This window comes from Olleya aquimaris, from assembly GCF_003259525.1.
Taxonomy (GTDB): domain Bacteria; phylum Bacteroidota; class Bacteroidia; order Flavobacteriales; family Flavobacteriaceae; genus Olleya; species Olleya aquimaris.
The window spans coordinates 383,619-403,907 of the sequence record NZ_QLLO01000002.1; the positions used below are offsets into that span (position 1 = coordinate 383,619).

The following is a 20,289-nucleotide window of genomic DNA, read 5'->3' on the forward strand; positions in this document are numbered from 1 at the left end:
TTTGTTGTTCTTTTTGTTTTGTCATCATATTGCTATTTAAAACTGATCAATAATCATGGTTGCCACACGTAAGGCTTCTGTACCATCATGTAATGTTACAATAGGTGTAGTATTGTTATTTATAGCCTCAGCAAAAGATTCTAACTCATCTAAAATAGCGTTATTGCTAGAGATGTCTGGGTTATCAAAATAGATTTGTTTTTTAACGCCTTCAGCATTTTGTAAAATCATGTCAAAATCTCCAGGATTCTCAGGTGCATCTTTCATTTTTACCACTTCACATTTCTTTTCTAGAAAATCGACAGAGATATAAGCATCACGTTGAAAAAATCGTGTTTTTCGCATATTTTTAAGCGAAATTCTACTGGCTGTTAAATTGGCAACACAACCATTAACAAACTCGATACGTGCATTAGCAATATCTGGCGTGTCACTTATAACTGAAACTCCGCTTGCAGATACATTTTTAACCTTAGATTTTACCACACTTAAAATCACATCAATATCATGAATCATTAAATCTAATACTACAGGAACATCTGTCCCACGAGGATTAAATTCTGCTAAACGATGGGCTTCAATAAACATAGGACTGTCTAGTTGGTCTTTAACAGCAATAAACGCAGGATTAAAACGCTCGACATGTCCAACCTGACCTTTCACGCCAAATTCTGCAACCAAAGTCCTTAATGCTTCTGCTTCCTGTACTGTGTTGGTAATTGGCTTTTCAATAAAAATATGTTTGCCTTTAGATATGGCTTGTTTAGCACAGTCATAGTGCGACAGAGTAGGTGTGACAATATCAACCATATCTACTGCGTCAATTAAACTTTCAATAGTACTAAAGTATTTGTAACCAAACTCGGCTTCCACTTTTTTAGCATTGTCTGGATCTGCATCATAAAATCCGACAAGCTCAAATTTTTTGGATTGATTTAATAATCTAAGATGAATTTTTCCTAGGTGTCCAGCACCTAATACACCAGCTTTTAGCATAGTTTATATCGTTTTCAACAAAAATAAGTTTTTTATGTAGTAATTTATATGAAATTAATAATTAAATATAGGATTTAAGAAGAAATTATAAATTGAATGATTTTCCTTTTTAGCTATTAAAAAATGAAGTAATTTTAGGCTCTAAACTATCCAAAACCATTGAAAGATACTTTTAAACATAAAGGTTTACGACAGCAATTAGTTAGTGTGATTAAAGCAAAAGGTATTACTAACGAGGCTGTTTTAACCGCTATTGGCAAGATACCAAGACACTTATTTATGGACTCTAGTTTTTTGGACCATGCGTATCAAGACAAAGCCTTCCCGATTGCAGCAAACCAAACCATATCTCAGCCTTATACTGTAGCGTTTCAAACCGAGTTAATGCAAGTTAAAAAAGGTGACAAAGTTTTAGAAATTGGTACAGGAAGTGGCTACCAAACAGCTGTGTTGTGCGAGCTTGGTGCTAAAGTATTTAGTATAGAAAGGCAGCAAGAACTGTTTAAAATAACCAGTCGTTTTTTACCAAAACTGGGTTACAGAGCAAAAAAACTAATTTTTGGAGATGGTTACAAAGGATTAAAAGAAGAAGCGCCTTTTGATAGTATCATTGTGACTGCTGGTGCACCATTTGTACCTAAACCATTATTAGCACAATTGGCAATTGGTGGACGTTTAGTGATTCCTGTTGGTGAGGATGTGCAAACCATGACGTTGTTTGTTAGAAAAGGTCCAAAAGAATTTGAAAAGACTGAGTTTGGCGAGTTTAGGTTTGTTCCGCTTTTGGAGGATAAGAATTAAATAACATTATTAGCTACAAACTATTTTTTCCAAACAGGACTTTCATTTCTACCCTTGGTATTGGTTAATTGAATTCGTTCTTTTGTGCTTACATTTATTTTCCAAATATTATAATTTCCATTATTTCCTGCAGTATATACAAGCCATTGTCCATCAGCTGACCAATCTGGGGAATAACATTCAATATTATCATTGGTAAGGTTGTACAAATTAGTCCCATCAGAATTCATTATAAACAAGTCCCAGTTATTATCCTTAACACCATAAAAAGCTATTAGTTTTCCGTTTGGTGAAAATTTAGCACCAGAATCATAACCAATTTTGTTAGTTAGTCTTCTTACATTTTTACCATTTAAATCCATTATGTGTATTTCGCCATTTCCAGCGTGAGAAGTATCCGACAAATTACGTAATTGTCTAGTAAATAAAATTTCTTGACCATTATTTGACCAACTTGGGCTTTCTTCGTAGAAACTGTTTTTTGTTAATTGTCTGATATTTGAACCGTCCTTATTCATTAAATATATGTTCCTAGAAATAGAATCCCTATCACTTATAAATACAATTGTTTCTCCATCTGGTGATAATTTAGGAAGGACGTCAGTTGTTGGATGATTAGTTAATCGCTTTAATCCTGTGCCATCAGAATTGATTGTGTATATCTCTGCATTACCATCTCTTTTAGAATAGAAATAAATATTTTGCGTATCTCTTGACCAATATGGACTAAAATCTAGAGAATCATTTTTTGTAATATTTCTCAAATTCTCTCCATTTATATCCATTACATATATTTCTGAGTTACCATCTCTATTGGTTACAAAAGCTATTTCTTGGTTAGTTAAGGATGCTTCATTATTCAATATTTCTTTTTTACTCATTTTGCACGAGTTTAAAATTATTAGAAATATCAAAAATTTAAATGTATCCATTAGTTAGGGTTATTTTGCTGTTTGCTAATAAGAAATGAAAGTCTTAGAATACTTCGACAAGCTCAGTACAAGTGTTTTATATCAGTCGTTAAACGAAGTTAGTTGATTTTTTTAATACAATCAAATTTTGATAAAAGTGTACTAACTAAAAACTAAACCCAAATAAAAAGGTATCATTAACTAATCCACTTCCTTGATAGGCTCTAACATAATCCACACGTAAAAAACGGACTTTTCCCCAACCTAAATTGCTTAATCCAATAGAGTATTCGGTATATGGTTTATTTTCTTTGGTAGCTGCAGCATTAAAGCCTAAAACTAAGTTGTAATTAAGCTTATTTAATAATGGGATTTTGTTTAATATGTATCCTTTAAAATTATGTTCTGCATGGATTTCGGCGTAAGCCTTATTGGTACTTAACGCATAATATGGTAATATTTTAAAATTATTGATGTAGTTACCATCTAAAACGACATTGGTTTGATTACCATTAAAATGGTGGTAATCCATAAAGGCAATATCGTCTGCATTGTTAAACACACCTCCTTTAATAAAATAGGTAAAATCCCCTTTGTTACCCAAGTTTACATTCTGGTAGAGTTGTGCTTTAAACTGATCAAAGTTATAGTTGTCGTTTGTACTAGCAAACCCTTTTTCGTAGCCCAAATATAAGGTGGGTATTTTACCATTTGGAATATTAAATTTACCAAAAGGATAGCTCATGTAATTCTGTCCAAAATTTATACGTGTGTTTAGATTAAACTTCATGATGTGATGCGCATCAAAAGATGCAACTCCAAAAGCTGTTGGGTCTAAAGGATTATTGCTAGTGTAGTTTCTGTCGTCTTGCGGATACCAAGCTTGATCTGTGGTATTAAACAACGGTTGTCTGCGATTGTAACTTAAATCTGAATATACAAACAGTCCATTAACCAGTTCTTGACTGTAATTTAGTTGTGCATAACTACGATCGTAAATTTTTAAATAATTTTTCTCTGCATACAGCGAATACGAGGTGTTTAACGCTTCTAAGCTAGTTAAACTAGGATTAAATTGCTCCACTTTACTACCTCCAGATAAGGATATAAAGGCTCTGTTTTTTCGGTTAAATCTATAATTAATTTGTGCTGTTCCTCTTAGTCTATCGTCAGACTCGCCATAATTAATTGTTGATGACAAGTTGAAGTACTGTTGTCTGTCTTCAAACCGTTTGGTGTAATTAGTTGTAACTGATCCATTCCAACCTTGTACGGTGTTAAATGCCATTTTACTAATAGGCGAGGTGATGTTAAATGAGGTTTTTTTGTAAGAGTTGTTATAACTATAACCACTTAAGATATTACCCAATTTAAATTTGTTATTAACACCATCAATAGAGTCTAAATATGGTTTAGATTCTCTTACTAATTGGATGCTATCCTTTTTGACGTAATCTTCAACTTCTGCATTGGTTAAAGGAACAGGTCTTTTGTCTTCCCAAAACAGAGAATCTTTTTTGTTAGCATTGTCTTCAAACGAGAGGATTTCTCTGCCAAAATTATTTTTATCAAAATTTGGATTAAAGTCATAATTGCTATAAGCTGCAGTGAAGCGTCCATCTCCATTTATGCCAAATATCCCAAAAGTAAAATCGAATAACTGCGTGGTTTTTACCCAAAGTTTTTCAGCATCGTAGTAAGTAAAGGTCTGTTTAATTTTAAATATGTCTACTGCTGGAATCTGTGCTTGTTGCCCAGTTAAAGTGACATCTACACCAAACAAACTCCATTGGTCTTCGATGATATAAATAAAACCACCAAACGCTTTGTCGTTTTGACGTTTTGGGAGTAATTCTATTTTATTGATGAGGTTTCCTAAATCGTCATAAAAAGTACCTACTAGCTTATATCTGTAGTAATTAAAGGCGAAATCTGCTATAGGAGAGACAATCTCGCTACCCAACTCGAAAGTATTTTTGTAAAAATTAAACTCGACATCTGTTGCGTTATTAAAACTAAACCCATTACTATCTCCACTTATTTTTGAAGCTGTAATGGTTTCTTTTATTGGTTTAGGTGATAGGTATTCTAACTTAGAAATGGTTTCGGATAAATAAACAATACCGCTTCTGGTCGAGTCTAAAGCACCATCTAAATCGCCAATCTCTTGTCCTAATATTTTTTCTGGAACATCTACCAATTGTAATAATCCTCTGGAATAGAAATTAGCTTTATAAGCCTTAAGTTTGTTGAGGTTGTCTTTTCGATTGGCAATGGTTTTTCTAATAATCTCGTTTGCTGGATTCTCATCAGAATTTATAACTACTTCATCTAAATTGATATCTTCTTCTGATAAAACAACATCTAAAACAAAAGGAAATGTTTTGATGCTTACCTTTTTCTTAACCGTTTTATAACCTAAGTATTGAAAGGTGATAGTATAATCGCCAGTTTTTGAGACGTCTAAAAGATAGTTACCATCGTTATTTGTGGTTGTTCCTGTATAGGTGTTTTCTATAAAAATATTAACAACAGGAAGCGGTTGGTTTTGGTCTGAAGTAACGGTTCCAGTTATTTGAGCAAAGGACAACGAGCTGATTAAAGCTAATAGCGTAAAAAAGGAATATTTCATTTAAGTTGGTTGTTTAATAGAATAGACGCACATATTATTATAATGGTTGCCTAGCTTCAAACTTATAACTTAAAGTTATTGCTATTTGTTATAGAAACTATAAATTATTTGTAAATTTTCTTAATACGATCTAGGTTTCGCTTATTATCTCTGTCCTTAATGGTTTCGCGTTTATCGTATAGTTTTTTACCCTTAGCTAGAGCAATGTCAAGTTTTGCTAAGCCTTTTTCGTTTAAAAATAAACGTAACGGAATGATGGTTAATCCAGAGGTATTCACTTCTTTTTGAAGCTTTTTAAGTTCTTTTTTATTTAGAAGTAATTTACGTTCTGCTTTTGGTCTGTGGTTGTAGTAATTACCATAAGCATACTCTTGTACAGTCATGTTAATGACAAACAGTTCGCCTTGTTCGTTAAATTCACAAAACGATTCTGCTATAGACGCTTGACTGTTTCTAATAGATTTTATCTCTGTACCAGTTAAGACTATTCCAGCAGTATATTTGTCTAAGATTTCGTAATGAAATTTAGCCTTTTTATTAAGTATGTTTATCTTTTTTTGCATTATAGCAAAGCTAATAAAATAGAATGTAAAGCCATTAAATTTGCTTGGACATTTTATGAATCCCTCTTAAATGTTCATGAATTAAATCAAAAGGCAATTGGTAAGTGTTTTGGATTGAAAACCCTTGTTTTAAATAAAATTGTAATGCTTGTTGTTGGTTTTGCATAGCTTCTAACCATAATGTGTTAGACTGATTTTTTTTTGAAATCTCTTTGGTAATAGTCATCATTTTTTTACCTAATCCTTGTCCTTGATAGTCTTGATCTAAGTATAACCTATGAAGCTTTGTAGATTTTGTTTCCGTGTTATGCACTAATCTGAGTATACCAATGTGTTTGTTAGCTTGTTGGATAAAAAAATAGTCAGAATTTGGTTGTTGTAATTCCTGTTTAAAATTATTATATCCGTATTGCGAATGGAGATACCAGGTGCAATCTTCATTTTGCCATAAATACTTATAAGCAGGTGGATAAATACGTTGCATCAATGCTAATAACGTATCATGATCTGATAACTGAATGACTTTTAAGCTAACACAATTACTCATTTACAAAACAATTATTTGATGTCTATGACTTTGTCTGTAATTTTTCCGTCTGTAATAGTAACTATAAACAGTTTGTAGTTGATGGAATCATCAATATCTTGATATTTTTCTTGATTTATAATGGCATTTACAAAGCTTGGTGTGGTATTACTATGACCAACAACTAAAACCGATTGTCCTTTAGTTTGATTTTTAAACTCTTGATAATCTATGTTGCGAGGATCATAAATTGTTATGGTTAGATTTTGGTCCTCTGCAGTAGGACGAGCAGTTGCTAGAGTACGATTGTAATTAGTAGAGTAGATGGCATCTAACTTTTTATTTTTAAAATGACGTTGCCATAATTTTGCACGACGTTTACCTTTGGTGGTCAGATCAGGATTTTTATTAGTGGCATCACTTCGGTTTTTTTCGGCATGCCTAATAAAGTAATAGGTTGTAGTTTGATTAGAGTCTTCTTGTTTTGTAAATGCAATAAACACTAAACAACTTACTAAAATTATTCCGACTATAAGTATTATTTTTTTCATATTCAATTTACATTAAGCAAGTTCTAGAGCAATATCTATCATCTCTTTAAAGGTGGTTTCTCGTTCTTTGCTGGTTGTTTTTTCTCCTGTAACTAAAGAGTCTGAAATGGTTAAAATGGCTAATGCATTAACGTTGTGTTTTGCTGCAACTGTGTATAGTCCAGCGGTTTCCATCTCGACGCACAACACACCAAATTTGCTCCATTTTTTATAAGACTCAAAATCGTCTGCATAAAATTCGTCTGACGTAAATACGTTACCAGCTTTAATTGGAATGTTTTTGGTTTTTGCTGCTTCTACTGCTTTTTGAAACAACTCAAAGCTAGCTGTAGGCGCATAATCTGCACCACCAAAACGTAGCTCATTAACACCAGAGTTGGACGAAGCAGCCATAGCTAAAACAACGTCTCTAATTTTTATGTGTTTTTGGTAAGAGCCCGAACTTCCTACACGAATTAAGTTTTTAACTCCAAATTGAGTGATAAGCTCATGTGCATAAATGGAGATGCTTGGTACACCCATTCCTGTTCCCATTACAGAGACACGCTTTCCTTGGTAAGTTCCGGTATAACCTAACATTCCTCTGACTTCATTAAAGCATACTGGATTATCAAAAAAGGTTTCGGCTATCCATTTTGCACGTAACGGATCACCTGGAAGTAGTATAGTTTCTGCGATATCGCCAGTATTGGCACCAATGTGTATGCTCATTTTAGTTTAAAGTATTTAAAGTTAGAAAGTATTTAAAGTTGAAAGTTTATAAAGTTGAAAGTATTTAAAGTTAGAAAATATTTAAAGTTGAATGTTTATAAGTTAAATGTTAGGTCACAGTGAGCGCAGTCGAAGTGTTTTTAACATCAGAAATTTAATAGTTGTTTTTTACTGAATTACTACCAGTTACAATAGCAATCCCGTTAGATGTGCCTATGCGTTGCACGCCAATATTAATATATTTTAAAGCTGTTTTAGTATCTCTAATACCACCAGACGCTTTTATTTTAGTGGTGCCATTACCAATTGCATTTTTCATTAGTTTAACGTCCTTAATGGTTGCTCCATCAGTACCAAATCCTGTAGAAGTTTTTATAAAATCTGCACCTGCTTTTATGGCTAATGTACTTGCTTTGGTGATGTCGTCTTCATTTAAATAACAAGTTTCTAAAATGACTTTTAATACGTTGTTTGGCATTTGCGATTTTACTGCTTGAATATCCTTTAAAACCGCATCAAAGTCGTTACTTTTTAGTAATCCAATGTTTAGTACCATATCAATTTCATCAGCTCCATCATTTAATGCTTGTTTGGTTTCTTCAACTTTAGCTGAAGTACTCATAGCACCTAACGGAAACCCAATGACACTACAGACTTTAATGGTACTATCTTGTAATTCGGCTTTAGCCAAACCAACATAACAACTATTTACACAAACCGAAAAAAACTGATGTTGTTTGGCTTCACTACACAGTTGAATAATGTCTGCTTTTGTAGCAGTCGCTTTTAATAAGGTATGATCTATATATTGGTTTAATTGCATAGCATCAAAGTTACAGATTTTATAAAAGTGCAACAATGATTAATGTCATAAAAGTATTAAACATAAAAAAAGCAACACGCCACTTTAAGAAAGTATTGTGTTGCTTCTCAACTAACCAACCAAATTAAAAACGTGAAGCTTCACGCTTTATTTTATGTTAACAGAAATTTATGATTAAAATTCTTCTGCTACTAAATCACCTTGATTTCTAAAGACCAATTGACCGTCAAACGCATCTAGTAATATAATACTGTCTGTGCTCACTTTTCCAGATAAAATCTCTTTACTTAATTGATTTAAGACTTCTTTTTGAATCACTCGTTTAACAGGTCGTGCACCATATTCTGGATGATAGCCTTTTTCTGCTAAATACTGAATTGCTTCAGGAGTGGCATCAAAGGTAATCCCTTGTTTAGCAATCATTTTAGTTACACCTTTTAACTGTAAGCCTACAATTTCTGTAATATTGTCTTGTGTTAGTGGTGTAAACATGATTGTATCATCTATACGGTTTAAAAACTCTGGTCTAACCGTTTGTTTTAGCAATGCTAGCACGTCCACTTTTGCAGCTTCAATAGCAGAATCGATGTCTTTAGTCGCCTCAAAACGCTCTTGTATAATTTGACTTCCCATATTAGAGGTCATAATTATTATTGTGTTTTTAAAGTCTGCAGTACGACCTTTATTATCTGTTAAATGCCCTTCGTCCAATACTTGTAATAAAATATTAAAGGTATCAGGATGTGCTTTTTCAATTTCGTCTAGCAATACTACTGAATACGGTTTACGTCTAACAGCTTCTGTTAATTGTCCACCTTCGTCATAGCCTACATATCCTGGAGGTGCACCAACCAATCTACTAACAGCATGACGTTCTTGGTACTCGCTCATATCTATTCTGGTCATAGCGCTTTCATCATCAAATAAGTACTCTGCTAACGCTTTAGCAAGCTCTGTTTTACCAACTCCAGTGGTTCCTAAAAATAAGAAGGTACCAATTGGTTTTTGTGGGTTTTGTAAACCAGCTCGACTACGTCTTACAGCATCACTAACAGCAACTATAGCTTCTTCTTGTCCTACCACACGTTTGTGTAGTTGGTCTTCTAACTTTAATAGTTTTTCTCTGTCTGATTGCAACATTTTAGTTACAGGAATTCCTGTCCATTTTGCCACAACCTCTGCAATATCTTCATAGGTAACTTCCTCTTTGATTAAAGAGCTTTCCGACTGATTTTCTTGCAGTGTTTTTTGCAGCTTTTCCAATTCTTCTTGCGCTTCTTTAATCTTACCGTAACGTAATTCGGCTACTTTACCATAATCACCATCACGTTCAGCTTTTTCGGCTTCCAATTTAAAGTTTTCGATAGCTTGTTTAGTGTTTTGAATGTTATCTACAACTTCTTTTTCGCTTTTCCATTTAGCATTTATCTCGTTGCGTTCCTCTTTAAGATTAGCTAATTCAGAGCGTAAACTTTTAAGCTTCACTTCATCTTTTTCGCGTTTAATCGCTTCAATTTCGATTTCTAATTGCATAATTTTTCTATCCAAAACATCTAAATCTTCTGGTTTAGAATTAATTTCCATACGCAATTTAGAAGCTGCTTCATCCATTAAGTCAATTGCTTTATCTGGTAGAAATCTATTAGTAATGTAACGTTGAGACAACTCGACTGCACCAATAATAGCATCATCTTTAATACGCACTTTATGGTGTGTTTCGTACTTTTCTTTAATTCCTCTTAATATGGAAATGGCACTTTCTGTATCAGGCTCGTCAACCATTACTTTCTGAAAACGACGCTCTAAAGCTTTGTCTTTTTCAAAATATTTTTGGTACTCGTCTAAGGTTGTTGCACCTATAGCTCTTAACTCTCCACGTGCTAAAGCAGGTTTTAAAATGTTAGCAGCATCCATAGCACCTTGTCCACCACCAGCACCAACAAGCGTGTGGATTTCGTCTATAAATAAGACAATGTCTCCATTGCTTTCTGTTACTTCTTTAATAACAGCTTTTAAGCGCTCTTCAAATTCGCCTTTAAATTTTGCACCAGCAATAAGTGCTCCCATATCTAGAGCAAAAATTTGTTTGTCAACTAGATTTTCAGGAATATCACCATCTACAATTCTGTGTGCTAAACCTTCAGCAATAGCAGTTTTACCAGTACCTGGTTCACCGACTAAAATGGGGTTGTTTTTAGTACGTCTGGATAAAATTTGAAGGATACGTCTAATTTCTTCATCACGACCAATAACAGGGTCTAGTTTTCCGTCACGTGCTAATTGGTTTAAATTTTTAGCGTATTTGTTAAGTGAGTTATACGTCTCTTCTTGACTTTGTGAGGTCACTCGGTCTCCTTTTCTTAATTCGTCAATAGCAGCTTTTAGACCTTTTTCGGTCACACTTTGGTCTTTAAGCATTTGTGCTATTTTGCTGTTTGATTTAAAAATAGCCAATATAAAATGCTCGATAGACACATAATCATCATTCATTGCTTTTGCAATAATAGATGCTTCGTTTAGGGTTTTTCCAGCCTCTCGAGATAACATAATATCACCTCCAGTAACTTTAGCAAAACTTTCTAGCTGTTTGTCTAAAGCTTGTTCTAAGACGTTGATATTTACATTCAATTTTTTTAAAATGAATGGTAATACGTTTTCATCAACTTCAAAAATGGCTTTAAAAAAGTGCTCGTTTTCTATTTGTTGATGCCCATAACTTTGTGCAATTTGTTGCGCACGTTGTATGGCTTCTTGCGATTTGATTGTATAATTATTTGGGTTCATATATTGTTTTTATTTGTTTTCCGCTGTAGCGGAACTTCGTTTTTAATTCTTAATTTCAGTGTGTATAAGTCAATTATCTTACCAATTATAATTTCTTTAATTTTAATGTCAAAAAGTCACCTTAAGTATTGATTTTAAGGACATTTTGTCTGTTTTAATGTTTTTATAATAAGCTGTATGGCTTGTGTATGGTTTGTAATTTGAATTCTTAAACCTTTAAGCAGTACTTTTGGGTAAAACTATTGTTATGCGTTATATTTATTTGTTTTTATTTCTATTAGGTTCTTTGGTAAACGCTCAAGTTGTTCAAGACGATTTTGAAGGAGGAGGAACCATTACTTCATGGTATGGTGACAATTGCGGAATGAATATTAATTACATCAATCCTTATCAAGAAACAATCAATACTTCCAATACGGTTTTAGAATATAATGATGTAGGTGGACAATATGCTAATGTGCAATTTGAAGTAAATACTAATTTTGATTTAACTACTAAAAATAGTTTTAGCTTAAAAGTATATGTACCATCTAGTGGATTAACAGGAAATCAAACCAATCAAATTTCTTTAAAACTGCAGGATAAAAATTTAGCTCAACCTTGGTCAACACAATCAGAGATTATTAAACCAATTGTATTAGATACTTGGCAAGAAGTGACTTTTGATTTTGAGAATGACAACTATATCAATCTTGATGGAAACTCGCCACCACCAATACAGAGAACCGATTTTAACAAAGTAGTTATTCAATTAAACGGAGAAAATAATTACGATCATGTTTTAGCCTATTTAGATGATGTTTTACATTTTGATAGCGTTAGTAACGATCCTGTTTACGATAATTTAGTGTGGTCTGACGAGTTTGATGGTTCTGGAGCAATTGATGCTAGCAAATGGTTTCAACAAACACAATTAATTGCTGGAGATAGTTGGGCAAACGGAGAAGAGCAACATTATACTAATCGTATAGATAACTCTTTTAGAGATAACGGAAGTCTAAAAATTGTTGCAAAAGGAGAAACTTATACAGATCAAGGAGTGACTAAAAATTATACTTCTGCGCGATTAAATTCTAAGTTTGCTTTTAAATATGGACGAGTGGAGATTCGTGCTAAATTACCATCTGTAGCAGGAACTTGGCCAGCAATGTGGTTGTTAGGTAAAAACATTAATGAAGATGGTGGTTATTGGGATAACCAAGGATTTGGAACAACCTCTTGGCCTGCTTGTGGCGAAATTGATATCATGGAACCTAATATTGCAAAAGATCAAATATTAGCCACTTGGCATTGGGACAATGGTGGTGGTTATATGTATAATAGTAGCAGTATTGCAACCTCAAATACAGATACGTCACAAAACTTTCATATTTATGAATTGATTTGGAGTCCGCAGAACATGAAAATTTATATGGATGGGATTTTAATTAATCAACTTAATTCTATAGACCCATTTAATCAAGAGTTTTATATTTTATTAAATGTTGCAATGGGTGGAAGTTTAGGTGGACCAATCCAATCTGGATTTAACCAAGATACTATGGAAATTGATTATGTTAGAGTGTATCAAGAAAATACATTGACCGTTTCAGATATTGTTTTGGAAGATAAAGTATCTGTGTACCCAAACCCAACAAGTCAGGATTTAAATATTCATATTATAGATACCAATTTGCAAAATGGACAATTACAAGTTATGGATCTTAGTGGTCGTTTGATAACACAAGAGTCTTTTTATTTAAATGAAAACACTTTAGTGTATAACGTATCGACTTTAAATGCAGGCGTTTATTTTATAAAATTGATTTTTAACAATAATACTACCAAAACCTTTAAGATTATAAAGGAATAATTTTGTAAGTTTAAAGGTGTAATACGACTTTTAAGCTATGGGATTTTTTAAAAATATATTAGGCGGTTCGTCTGAGCCAAAAGAAGAGAAGGTACTTCCATGGAAGCCTCTAACAGATCTAAGTCAGTTAGCAGAAATTAAAACACGATCTAAAGATAAAACTCAGGTCATTTTTAAACATTCTACACGATGTGGGATTAGTAAAATGGTACTTAACCAATTTACAGATGCTTTTAATATTAATGCTAATTTGGATTTATATTATTTAGATTTACTAAATTACAGAGAGGTGTCTAATGAGGTTGGTTACCAATTTCAGGTCATGCATCAAAGTCCGCAATTATTAGTCATAAAAAATGAAGAAGTAGTTGCACATGCTAGTCATGGAGCGATAAATGAGATTGATTTAACAACATATGTTTAAAAGATAAAAATGAAACAGTTAATTGTCATTGTATTATTAGTAGTTGTAATTTTTGGATGTAATGAAAAATCAGAAAATGAAGCATTACCTTCTAATAATTGGCAAGCCATGAAATGGACCAAAAGCTTGTCAGACTCGTTAGTTTCTGGGTCTACCTACTTATCTGTTTATTCTCATATTTACAGCACAACTGAGCATAAAACGCACGATTTAACTGCAACCGTTAGTATTAGAAATATCAATAAGCAGGATACTATTTTTGTAAAAAAAGCAAGTTATTTTGATACTAAAGGCAATTTAATTAGAACCTATTTTAATACACCAATTTTTGTAAAACCTATGCAAACTATTGAAATAGTAATAGACGAAAAAGATAAATCTGGTGGTTCTGGAGCCAATTTTGTTTTTGATTGGTTAGCACCAAAACAAGCTAATAAACCCTTATTTGAAGGTGTTATGATTACCACATATGGGCAACAAGGGTTGTCATTTACTACGCAAGGTGTTGAGATAGAGTAGTTATAAAGCAATTAATTTAGAAATAAAAAACGCCCAAATCACTTTGGGCGTTTTTTTTTATTTTTTAATTATTTTAATAACCTTATCTGACTGATTACTTTTAACTTTCACTAGATACATTCCATCAGATAATGTGCTTAAATCTATAGTGGCGTTTAAAGAATCAAAATCTTTTATTAAAATTTGTTTACCTATTATTGAAACTACTTCAATTTGAGATATAGCGATATCGCTTTTTATGGTTAACAAATCATTTACTGGATTAGGCGATAAAAGTATATTATTAGAATTAACACTAGTTAAATCTACAAATGCGGTTGACCATAGGTTAGTTATTATTGGCGGATTAAAATCAAAATAGATTTTGGCTGAAATTGGTATAACATCACCTACTGCATAGTTAGAATAAGGTTTAATTTTAAAGGTTAAATACCCTTTACCAGTTTCAGAATCGTCATCTAATGATGGTGGTAAGTTTATTCCATAGAAATTCCATTCTAGATTTTTACCAACTCTTTTAAGCATATAATCATGACTAGAACTAATCATTTTAATGGTATTTTCATCTAATAATTCATCTAACACATTTTTAACTTTAACGTTGATGGCATTTCCTGTCCCAATATTTTCAAAACGAATTGTATAGATTAAGTAATCCTCTTCAGAAAAAGATGAATACAAGATTTCCTCTCCATGACGTTCAGTAATATCATTTGGATCGTAAGCACCTTGAATTGATTTTATTAATATATCGGAGTTATTATTTAAAACAACATCAGTATTTGAAGTGTTAATATTAACTGAACTTTCAGTCAAATCACCAAGTTGCACAGTTGGTAAAGTAGGAACTTGCATTTGAACAAGAATCGATCGGGATTCTAAAGGTTGTAAATCTAAAAAATCAAAAGTAAATCCTGTATCGTTTAACACTACATCAGATTCAGAAACGTTTATAATATCTAGTGCTTCATCTTTTAAAAAGCTTATTGTACCTGGGTTAGAAGATAAAGTTGAATTATTTGTGTAAACAATTGTGTTTTCGTAAATAAATCCAGGTGCAGGAACATTTGATGTATTAAACTGCACAGATAAATCTGTGTATTCAATTAAAGGTACAATAGGAAAATGGTATGTTATGATTCCATTACTAGGTATAACAGATACGTCATTAAAACTTATAGCATTAGAATGGTATGGTACATAAGATTCATCAATAACGTAATTAAAATCATAAGAGTTGTTTGGATCTGATTCGTATATATAAAACGGATTATTATATAAATAATTGATTTCGTCGCTATTATTGATAGTTAATTCAAAATGTCCAAACGGAAAATTAATTTCTCCATTGTCAAATAATCCATTTTCATTAGCATCAATAAATGCATTTAACTTAAAGCCATCCGATATATTTAAATCTACCTCATTTAATTTTTTTGGTTTAACTAAAACTAAGTTATCTGCATAATTACCAGAGAATTTTAAGTTGTTTAAGTTTTTTATCCCTGATGGATAATAGCCTAAATTAATGTCATTTTGAGTTAGAATATATTCGGCATATAATGTTGTGTTATTCTCTCCACCAGTATTTAAACTGTCTATTTGTCCTCCTTGTATAGTTACTGGACAACTTACATCATATGCACCAATATTAGTTATTTGGTTGCTACCTATATTGTAGACATTAAAAGTAAAATATATAATGTCTCCAACATTTGTAAAACCATCGTTATTATAATCTACATATTCTTGAGTATAAGTAACTTTTAATGGGTTAATAACTTTTATTCTAATTGAAGCAGTATCACATTGGTTAGGGTCATTAATACTACAAATTTCATAATTTAAACTATAGTTCCCTGTAGTAGAAAAGTTGTCTGTTATATTTAATGTGCCATCAGCATTTAGGTTTAAGTTATAATAGTCATCTATCAAATTAATGGATACATCTGAAGGGTTTATTGGTAAGCCATACATTAAATCATTCTCCAAAATATTAATAGAAGATGTAGTATTTAAAGGAATTTCTATGAAGTCAGCATTTGCTGTAATGTTATAAACATCTCTAATAGTAAACTCTAAAGTGTCCGAAACATTATCTGTATTACCAGAGGTAACATTTAAAGTAAAGTACATCGTTTCTGGACCTTCTAATAGTTGGTCTAGAACTAAAGGAGTTTCATAAAAATAAGCATATCTTTCTCCTGCTGGAATTGTAAATGTTGTAGGAGTCGCTATATAATCTGAGCTGTCTGCAGTACCATTTGATTGATAAATGTCAAAAGTTACATCTTCTGAATATTCATAGTCAAGCCAAATAGACATCAATGCTAAGTCACCTTCACTACCACTTGTACCATGTCCTCTATCAAATGTAATATTAGGTTTACCGTCGTTATCTTTTATAAAATGTGTTGTAGTCTCTACAATGTTATTAGTGTTATTTGACGTAACAGTAGTTGTAATTGTATATGTCTCTGTAATCTCGTCTATATCATCATTTTCAATTGGGATATTAAATGGGTTAGAAATTTTATCACCTGGATTGATGGTTACATTAGCAGAAATAGGAGTGAAGTCTGCATTTGTTGCAGTACCAGGTGCTGTATCAATTTGTATGTTTATAGGAGCATTAAATGGTCTGTCTATTATTAATTTTTTTGTTCCGCTACTTCCTTCAGTATTATAAAAATGTTCAAAACTTAAAGTTGGTGCAGTATCATTATCTCCGATTAATATTTCAACATCTATACTGGTATTTACAGTATTATTTGATGTTACTAAACCGTTTAGGTAAAAAAATTCGTCATTTTCAATTAGTGAATCATCAATAAAGTTCAATGGAAATTCTTTATAAGTATGACCAGCTGGAATGGTAACAGTGGTTGAAACTGGTAAAAAGTCTGATAGATCTGCGGTTCCTGGAGTTGAAGTTATATCTATGTTAATATCACTACCGTATTTTCTGTCTAAACTAATTCTTTGAGACGCTGAATCACCTTCATATTTTGTAGAATATGATCCGTAGTTACTAAAAGATACAACAGGTGGAATATCATTATCTTTAATTGATAACTCTCCAATTAAACTTGTATTAAATGTATTATCTGAGATTACAGTTACTTGATATTTAAAATACTCTAAATTACTTTCTATATCATTATCGTCAACCATTTGAATAGTAAAGAATCCATATTGTTCGCCAGCAGGGATTGTGATTGAATTACTTGAAATTGAATAATCATTGTTTGTTGCAGTATCTTCAATTGCAGAAATATTGACTATTACATCAGTATTGATAACGAAATCTAAATAAAAAGCTATGTCAATCGATTCTCCTTCTAATATTTCATCTGTAAAGGTGGTATTATTTACAAACTCAATCAAAGGGTTTTGAGAATAAACTAGGTTAATAAAAAACAAAAAGCAGATGTAAAATAATTTTTTTTTCATGGCTAGCTAGTATTGGTTGGTTATCTATTTATAATTAATAGATGTTAAAAACAGTAAAAGGTTGCGTGTAAAAAAAATTAATTGTTTAAAAAACGCCCAAATCATTTTGGGCGTTTTTAGTATTTTTTAATTTCTAAAATTATATCTAGTTATAATGTCTTTTAGTTTATATTTTAGGTCTTCACCTGTGTCATAAACCATTTGCTCGTTACTAGGAAAAGGGATTTGTCTGTTATTAAGTAATAGTAAATCCTCTTCTGTTAAAGCTCTTTCGTCACCTTTAAACGTTCCGAAAATGTTTTCAAAAACAAACTCACTATCTATTGGGAAACTATCTAAGATTTGATTTTGTTTCAAGTCAGAATACACAACTCTGGCAACAACTTGTGTCGATTTTATTTGATTAACTTCAAAAAATCTAGCTTTAACCGTAACTATTTTATCTTGTTTAACATCATTACCTAAGCTATCTTTAACAACGTTTCCGTTATCATCTAAAACATATTCCCAGCCATCTACAATCTCTTTTTGACGTAGTAATTGTCTTTCGGTAACGTGCTCTGGAGAGACATTAATACGTTTAAGTTGCAGTTGCATAGCATAGTCGTAGTCTATGTTGTTATCTGCATTTGCATGATAAGCAGTCCAAAAGTCGTCTAAACCATAAGTGTCAAAATTTAATAAGTCTGCTTCTAAACGTTGAGGAATAATTTGATGGGTTTGATTCTCTATAGACACCAAAACAAAATCTGTGCCTTTAAAATGCGCCTCATCCATTAATTGTCTTACATCTTTGTAATTTGCATTTATGTTTTCTATCTGATTTAGTAATCTATAGGCTTCACGATTTTTAAACGTATCCTCAGATTGCATTAATTGTAAAGCTTCTGTGTATTTATAGTCGGACACTTTTGCTCTGTAAGCTATAATTTCGTTGGTATAATCATTAAACACAAATTTTAAGGTTTTACCTTCAATTTGTAAAGGCAATACTCTTTTAATGGCATTTTGACGCGAATCTAAGTCTATATAAGTGTTATATATGGTTTCGTAATTAGCTGGATTACCATCTTTTTTTAAATGATTTAATGCATTAACATCCTCTTCAACTACTTTATTATAAGCTTTTTGAAGCATTATTGCATAATCGTATTTACGCTTTTTATCTTTGTTAGTTTCTAATTTTTTAAGCGCATTGGTAATGGCTAAATCGTAATTACCAGAATGTAATTGTTTTTCGATTGTTTTTCTTCCAACACAAGATGTAAGTACCAGAAGAAGTACTGTAATACGTGTAAAATTTTTCATCTTTTTTGGATTTAATTGGTTTCTATGGTAGTAGATTTTCAATATACGTGCCAAAGGGAAATAAAAAACCCATAAATAGTAAAACTTATGGGTTAAATATGTGTTTATCAGCGTGTTATTATTTATTCTTTTTTGGTTCAAAAATAGGTAGAAGTTTGGTTTTAACTTCTCCAAACCCAATTCGGGTTCCTTCTTTCTCGCAATAACCTCTCATAATAACAGTGTCGTTATCATTTATAAATTTACGTTCAGAACCATCTTTCATTTTAATAGGTTTTTCGCCTCTCCATGTTAATTCTAACATCGATCCATAACTGTCTGGTGTTGGTCCAGAAATAGTACCACTTCCCATCATGTCTCCAGAGTTTACTGGACAACCATTAACCGTATGATGGGCTAATTGTTGAGACATGCTCCAATACATGTATTTAAAATTAGATTTGGTGACGATAGTTTCTTTTGCTTTTTCTGGTTGAATAGCCACTTCTAAATTAATATCGTAACTTTTCTTACCAGTTTGTTGTAAGTAAGGTAATAGTTTTTTTAATGGTTTTGGACTTTCTGTTTTATAGGGTTGTAAAGCATCTAAAGTCACAATCCATGGAGAAATTGAAGAGGCAAAGTTTTTTGCTAAAAATGGTCCTAATGGTACATATTCCCATTTTTGAATATCTCGTGCAGACCAATCGTTAAATAGTACTAATCCAAAGATATATTCTTCCGCTTCGTTTACTGGAATAGGTTCTCCTAAATCGTTAGCATCTGTAGTAATAAATGCCATTTCTAATTCAAAGTCAACTAATTTACTAGGTCCAAATACAGGCTCTGTTGCACCAGCAGGTAAGGTTTGACCTTGTGGTCTGTGCACTGGTATTCCTGACGGAATTATAGAGCTGCTTCTACCATGATAACCCACTGGAATATGTAACCAGTTTGGTAAAAGGGCATTGTCTGGATCTCTAAACATGGTTCCAACATTGGTAGCATGCTCTATACTAGAGTAAAAATCGGTATAATCCCCAATTTGAACTGGTAATTGCATTTCAATTTCGTCTAATCTAAACAACACAATCTCTTTATGTTTTACGTTGTTTTTTAACGAATCGTTGTCTGCATCAAATATTTCAGCAATTCTATTTCTTACCAAACGCCAAGTTTTGCGTCCATCTGCAATAAAATCGTTTAAAGTATCTTGAAGAAAAATATCATCGGTTAATGGGATTCCTTCAAAATAACCCAACTGATGTAAAGCACCTAAGTCTATAGCTGTATCACCAATTCGTGTTCCGATGGTAATAATGTCATCTCTTGTTAAAAACACACCAAACGGAATGTTTTGAATAGGGAAATCTGAATTTTTATCGACGTGAAGCCAAGACTTTCTATCTGGATTATTTGCGGATAATGGCATATTGAGAATTGTTAATTTGTTGTT

General features: G+C 32.2%; 16 protein-coding genes. 4 read left to right on the forward strand and 12 right to left on the reverse strand.

From position 1 onward, the window contains the following. Positions 1-36 precede the first annotated feature (36 nt). A complete protein-coding gene (locus tag LY08_RS04515) occupies positions 37-996 on the reverse strand; it encodes a Gfo/Idh/MocA family protein (protein ID WP_111659240.1) in 960 nt (319 codons plus the stop codon). A gap of 159 nt (positions 997-1,155) precedes the next feature. On the opposite strand from LY08_RS04515, the gene LY08_RS04520 reads away from it, so the two are divergent. Then, positions 1,156-1,797: a protein-L-isoaspartate(D-aspartate) O-methyltransferase gene (locus LY08_RS04520; protein ID WP_111659241.1), complete on the forward strand. Its 642-nt coding sequence runs from the start codon at positions 1,156-1,158 to the stop codon at positions 1,795-1,797. Between the two features lie 20 nt (positions 1,798-1,817). Here the strand turns inward: LY08_RS04520 and LY08_RS04525 are convergent, their stop codons facing one another. The 8 genes from LY08_RS04525 to clpB all read right to left on the reverse strand — a co-directional run bounded on the left by LY08_RS04525 (position 1,818) and on the right by clpB (position 11,298). Further along, on the reverse strand, positions 1,818-2,678 hold the full coding sequence (locus LY08_RS04525; protein ID WP_245907551.1) for a TolB family protein: 861 nt from the start codon (positions 2,676-2,678) through the stop codon (positions 1,818-1,820). A gap of 196 nt (positions 2,679-2,874) precedes the next feature. Next, positions 2,875-5,340 (reverse strand): DUF5686 and carboxypeptidase regulatory-like domain-containing protein, encoded by a 2,466-nt coding sequence (locus tag LY08_RS04530; protein WP_111659243.1) that lies wholly within the window; start codon positions 5,338-5,340, stop codon positions 2,875-2,877. 104 nt (positions 5,341-5,444) lie between these two features. Next, complete coding sequence (gene smpB, locus LY08_RS04535) at positions 5,445-5,903, reverse strand: SsrA-binding protein SmpB (protein ID WP_111659244.1); 459 nt, start codon at positions 5,901-5,903, stop codon at positions 5,445-5,447. A gap of 34 nt (positions 5,904-5,937) precedes the next feature. Continuing rightward, positions 5,938-6,450, reverse strand: a complete 513-nt coding sequence (locus LY08_RS04540; RefSeq protein WP_111659245.1) for a GNAT family N-acetyltransferase — start codon at positions 6,448-6,450, stop codon at positions 5,938-5,940. A gap of 11 nt (positions 6,451-6,461) precedes the next feature. Continuing rightward, complete coding sequence (locus tag LY08_RS04545) at positions 6,462-6,980, reverse strand: SixA phosphatase family protein (RefSeq protein ID WP_111659246.1); 519 nt, start codon at positions 6,978-6,980, stop codon at positions 6,462-6,464. Positions 6,981-6,992: 12 nt separating this feature from the next. Next, positions 6,993-7,691 carry a purine-nucleoside phosphorylase gene (deoD, locus tag LY08_RS04550; protein WP_111659247.1) on the reverse strand — a complete coding sequence of 233 codons (699 nt, stop codon included), beginning with the start codon at positions 7,689-7,691 and terminating at the stop codon, positions 6,993-6,995. Positions 7,692-7,845: 154 nt separating this feature from the next. Beyond that, the gene (gene deoC, locus LY08_RS04555) at positions 7,846-8,514 is read right to left on the reverse strand and encodes a deoxyribose-phosphate aldolase (protein WP_111659248.1); all 669 of its coding nucleotides are present in this window, start codon (positions 8,512-8,514) and stop codon (positions 7,846-7,848) included. A 174-nt stretch (positions 8,515-8,688) separates the two neighbouring features. Continuing rightward, positions 8,689-11,298 (reverse strand): ATP-dependent chaperone ClpB, encoded by a 2,610-nt coding sequence (clpB, locus tag LY08_RS04560; RefSeq protein WP_111659249.1) that lies wholly within the window; start codon positions 11,296-11,298, stop codon positions 8,689-8,691. Between the two features lie 247 nt (positions 11,299-11,545). On the opposite strand from clpB, the gene LY08_RS04565 reads away from it, so the two are divergent. From LY08_RS04565 to LY08_RS04575, 3 genes are read left to right on the forward strand one after another with little or no spacing between them, the layout of a single operon-like run. Then, on the forward strand, positions 11,546-13,150 hold the full coding sequence (locus LY08_RS04565; protein ID WP_111659341.1) for a family 16 glycosylhydrolase: 1,605 nt from the start codon (positions 11,546-11,548) through the stop codon (positions 13,148-13,150). Between the two features lie 37 nt (positions 13,151-13,187). Continuing rightward, entirely contained in the window at positions 13,188-13,574 is a 387-nt protein-coding gene (gene ytxJ / locus LY08_RS04570) for a bacillithiol system redox-active protein YtxJ (RefSeq protein WP_111659250.1), read from the forward strand. A gap of 9 nt (positions 13,575-13,583) precedes the next feature. Further along, complete coding sequence (locus tag LY08_RS04575; protein ID WP_111659251.1) at positions 13,584-14,093, forward strand: DUF3124 domain-containing protein; 510 nt, start codon at positions 13,584-13,586, stop codon at positions 14,091-14,093. 57 nt (positions 14,094-14,150) lie between these two features. On the opposite strand, the gene LY08_RS04580 is transcribed toward LY08_RS04575, so the two are convergent. The 3 genes from LY08_RS04580 to fahA all read right to left on the reverse strand — a co-directional run bounded on the left by LY08_RS04580 (position 14,151) and on the right by fahA (position 20,265). Then, positions 14,151-17,546 (reverse strand): DUF7619 domain-containing protein, encoded by a 3,396-nt coding sequence (locus tag LY08_RS04580; protein WP_111659252.1) that lies wholly within the window; start codon positions 17,544-17,546, stop codon positions 14,151-14,153. Between the two features lie 126 nt (positions 17,547-17,672). Continuing rightward, on the reverse strand, positions 17,673-18,854 hold the full coding sequence (locus tag LY08_RS04585; protein WP_111659342.1) for a hypothetical protein: 1,182 nt from the start codon (positions 18,852-18,854) through the stop codon (positions 17,673-17,675). A 118-nt stretch (positions 18,855-18,972) separates the two neighbouring features. Further along, on the reverse strand, positions 18,973-20,265 hold the full coding sequence (gene fahA, locus LY08_RS04590) for a fumarylacetoacetase (protein WP_111659253.1): 1,293 nt from the start codon (positions 20,263-20,265) through the stop codon (positions 18,973-18,975). Positions 20,266-20,289 lie beyond the last annotated feature (24 nt).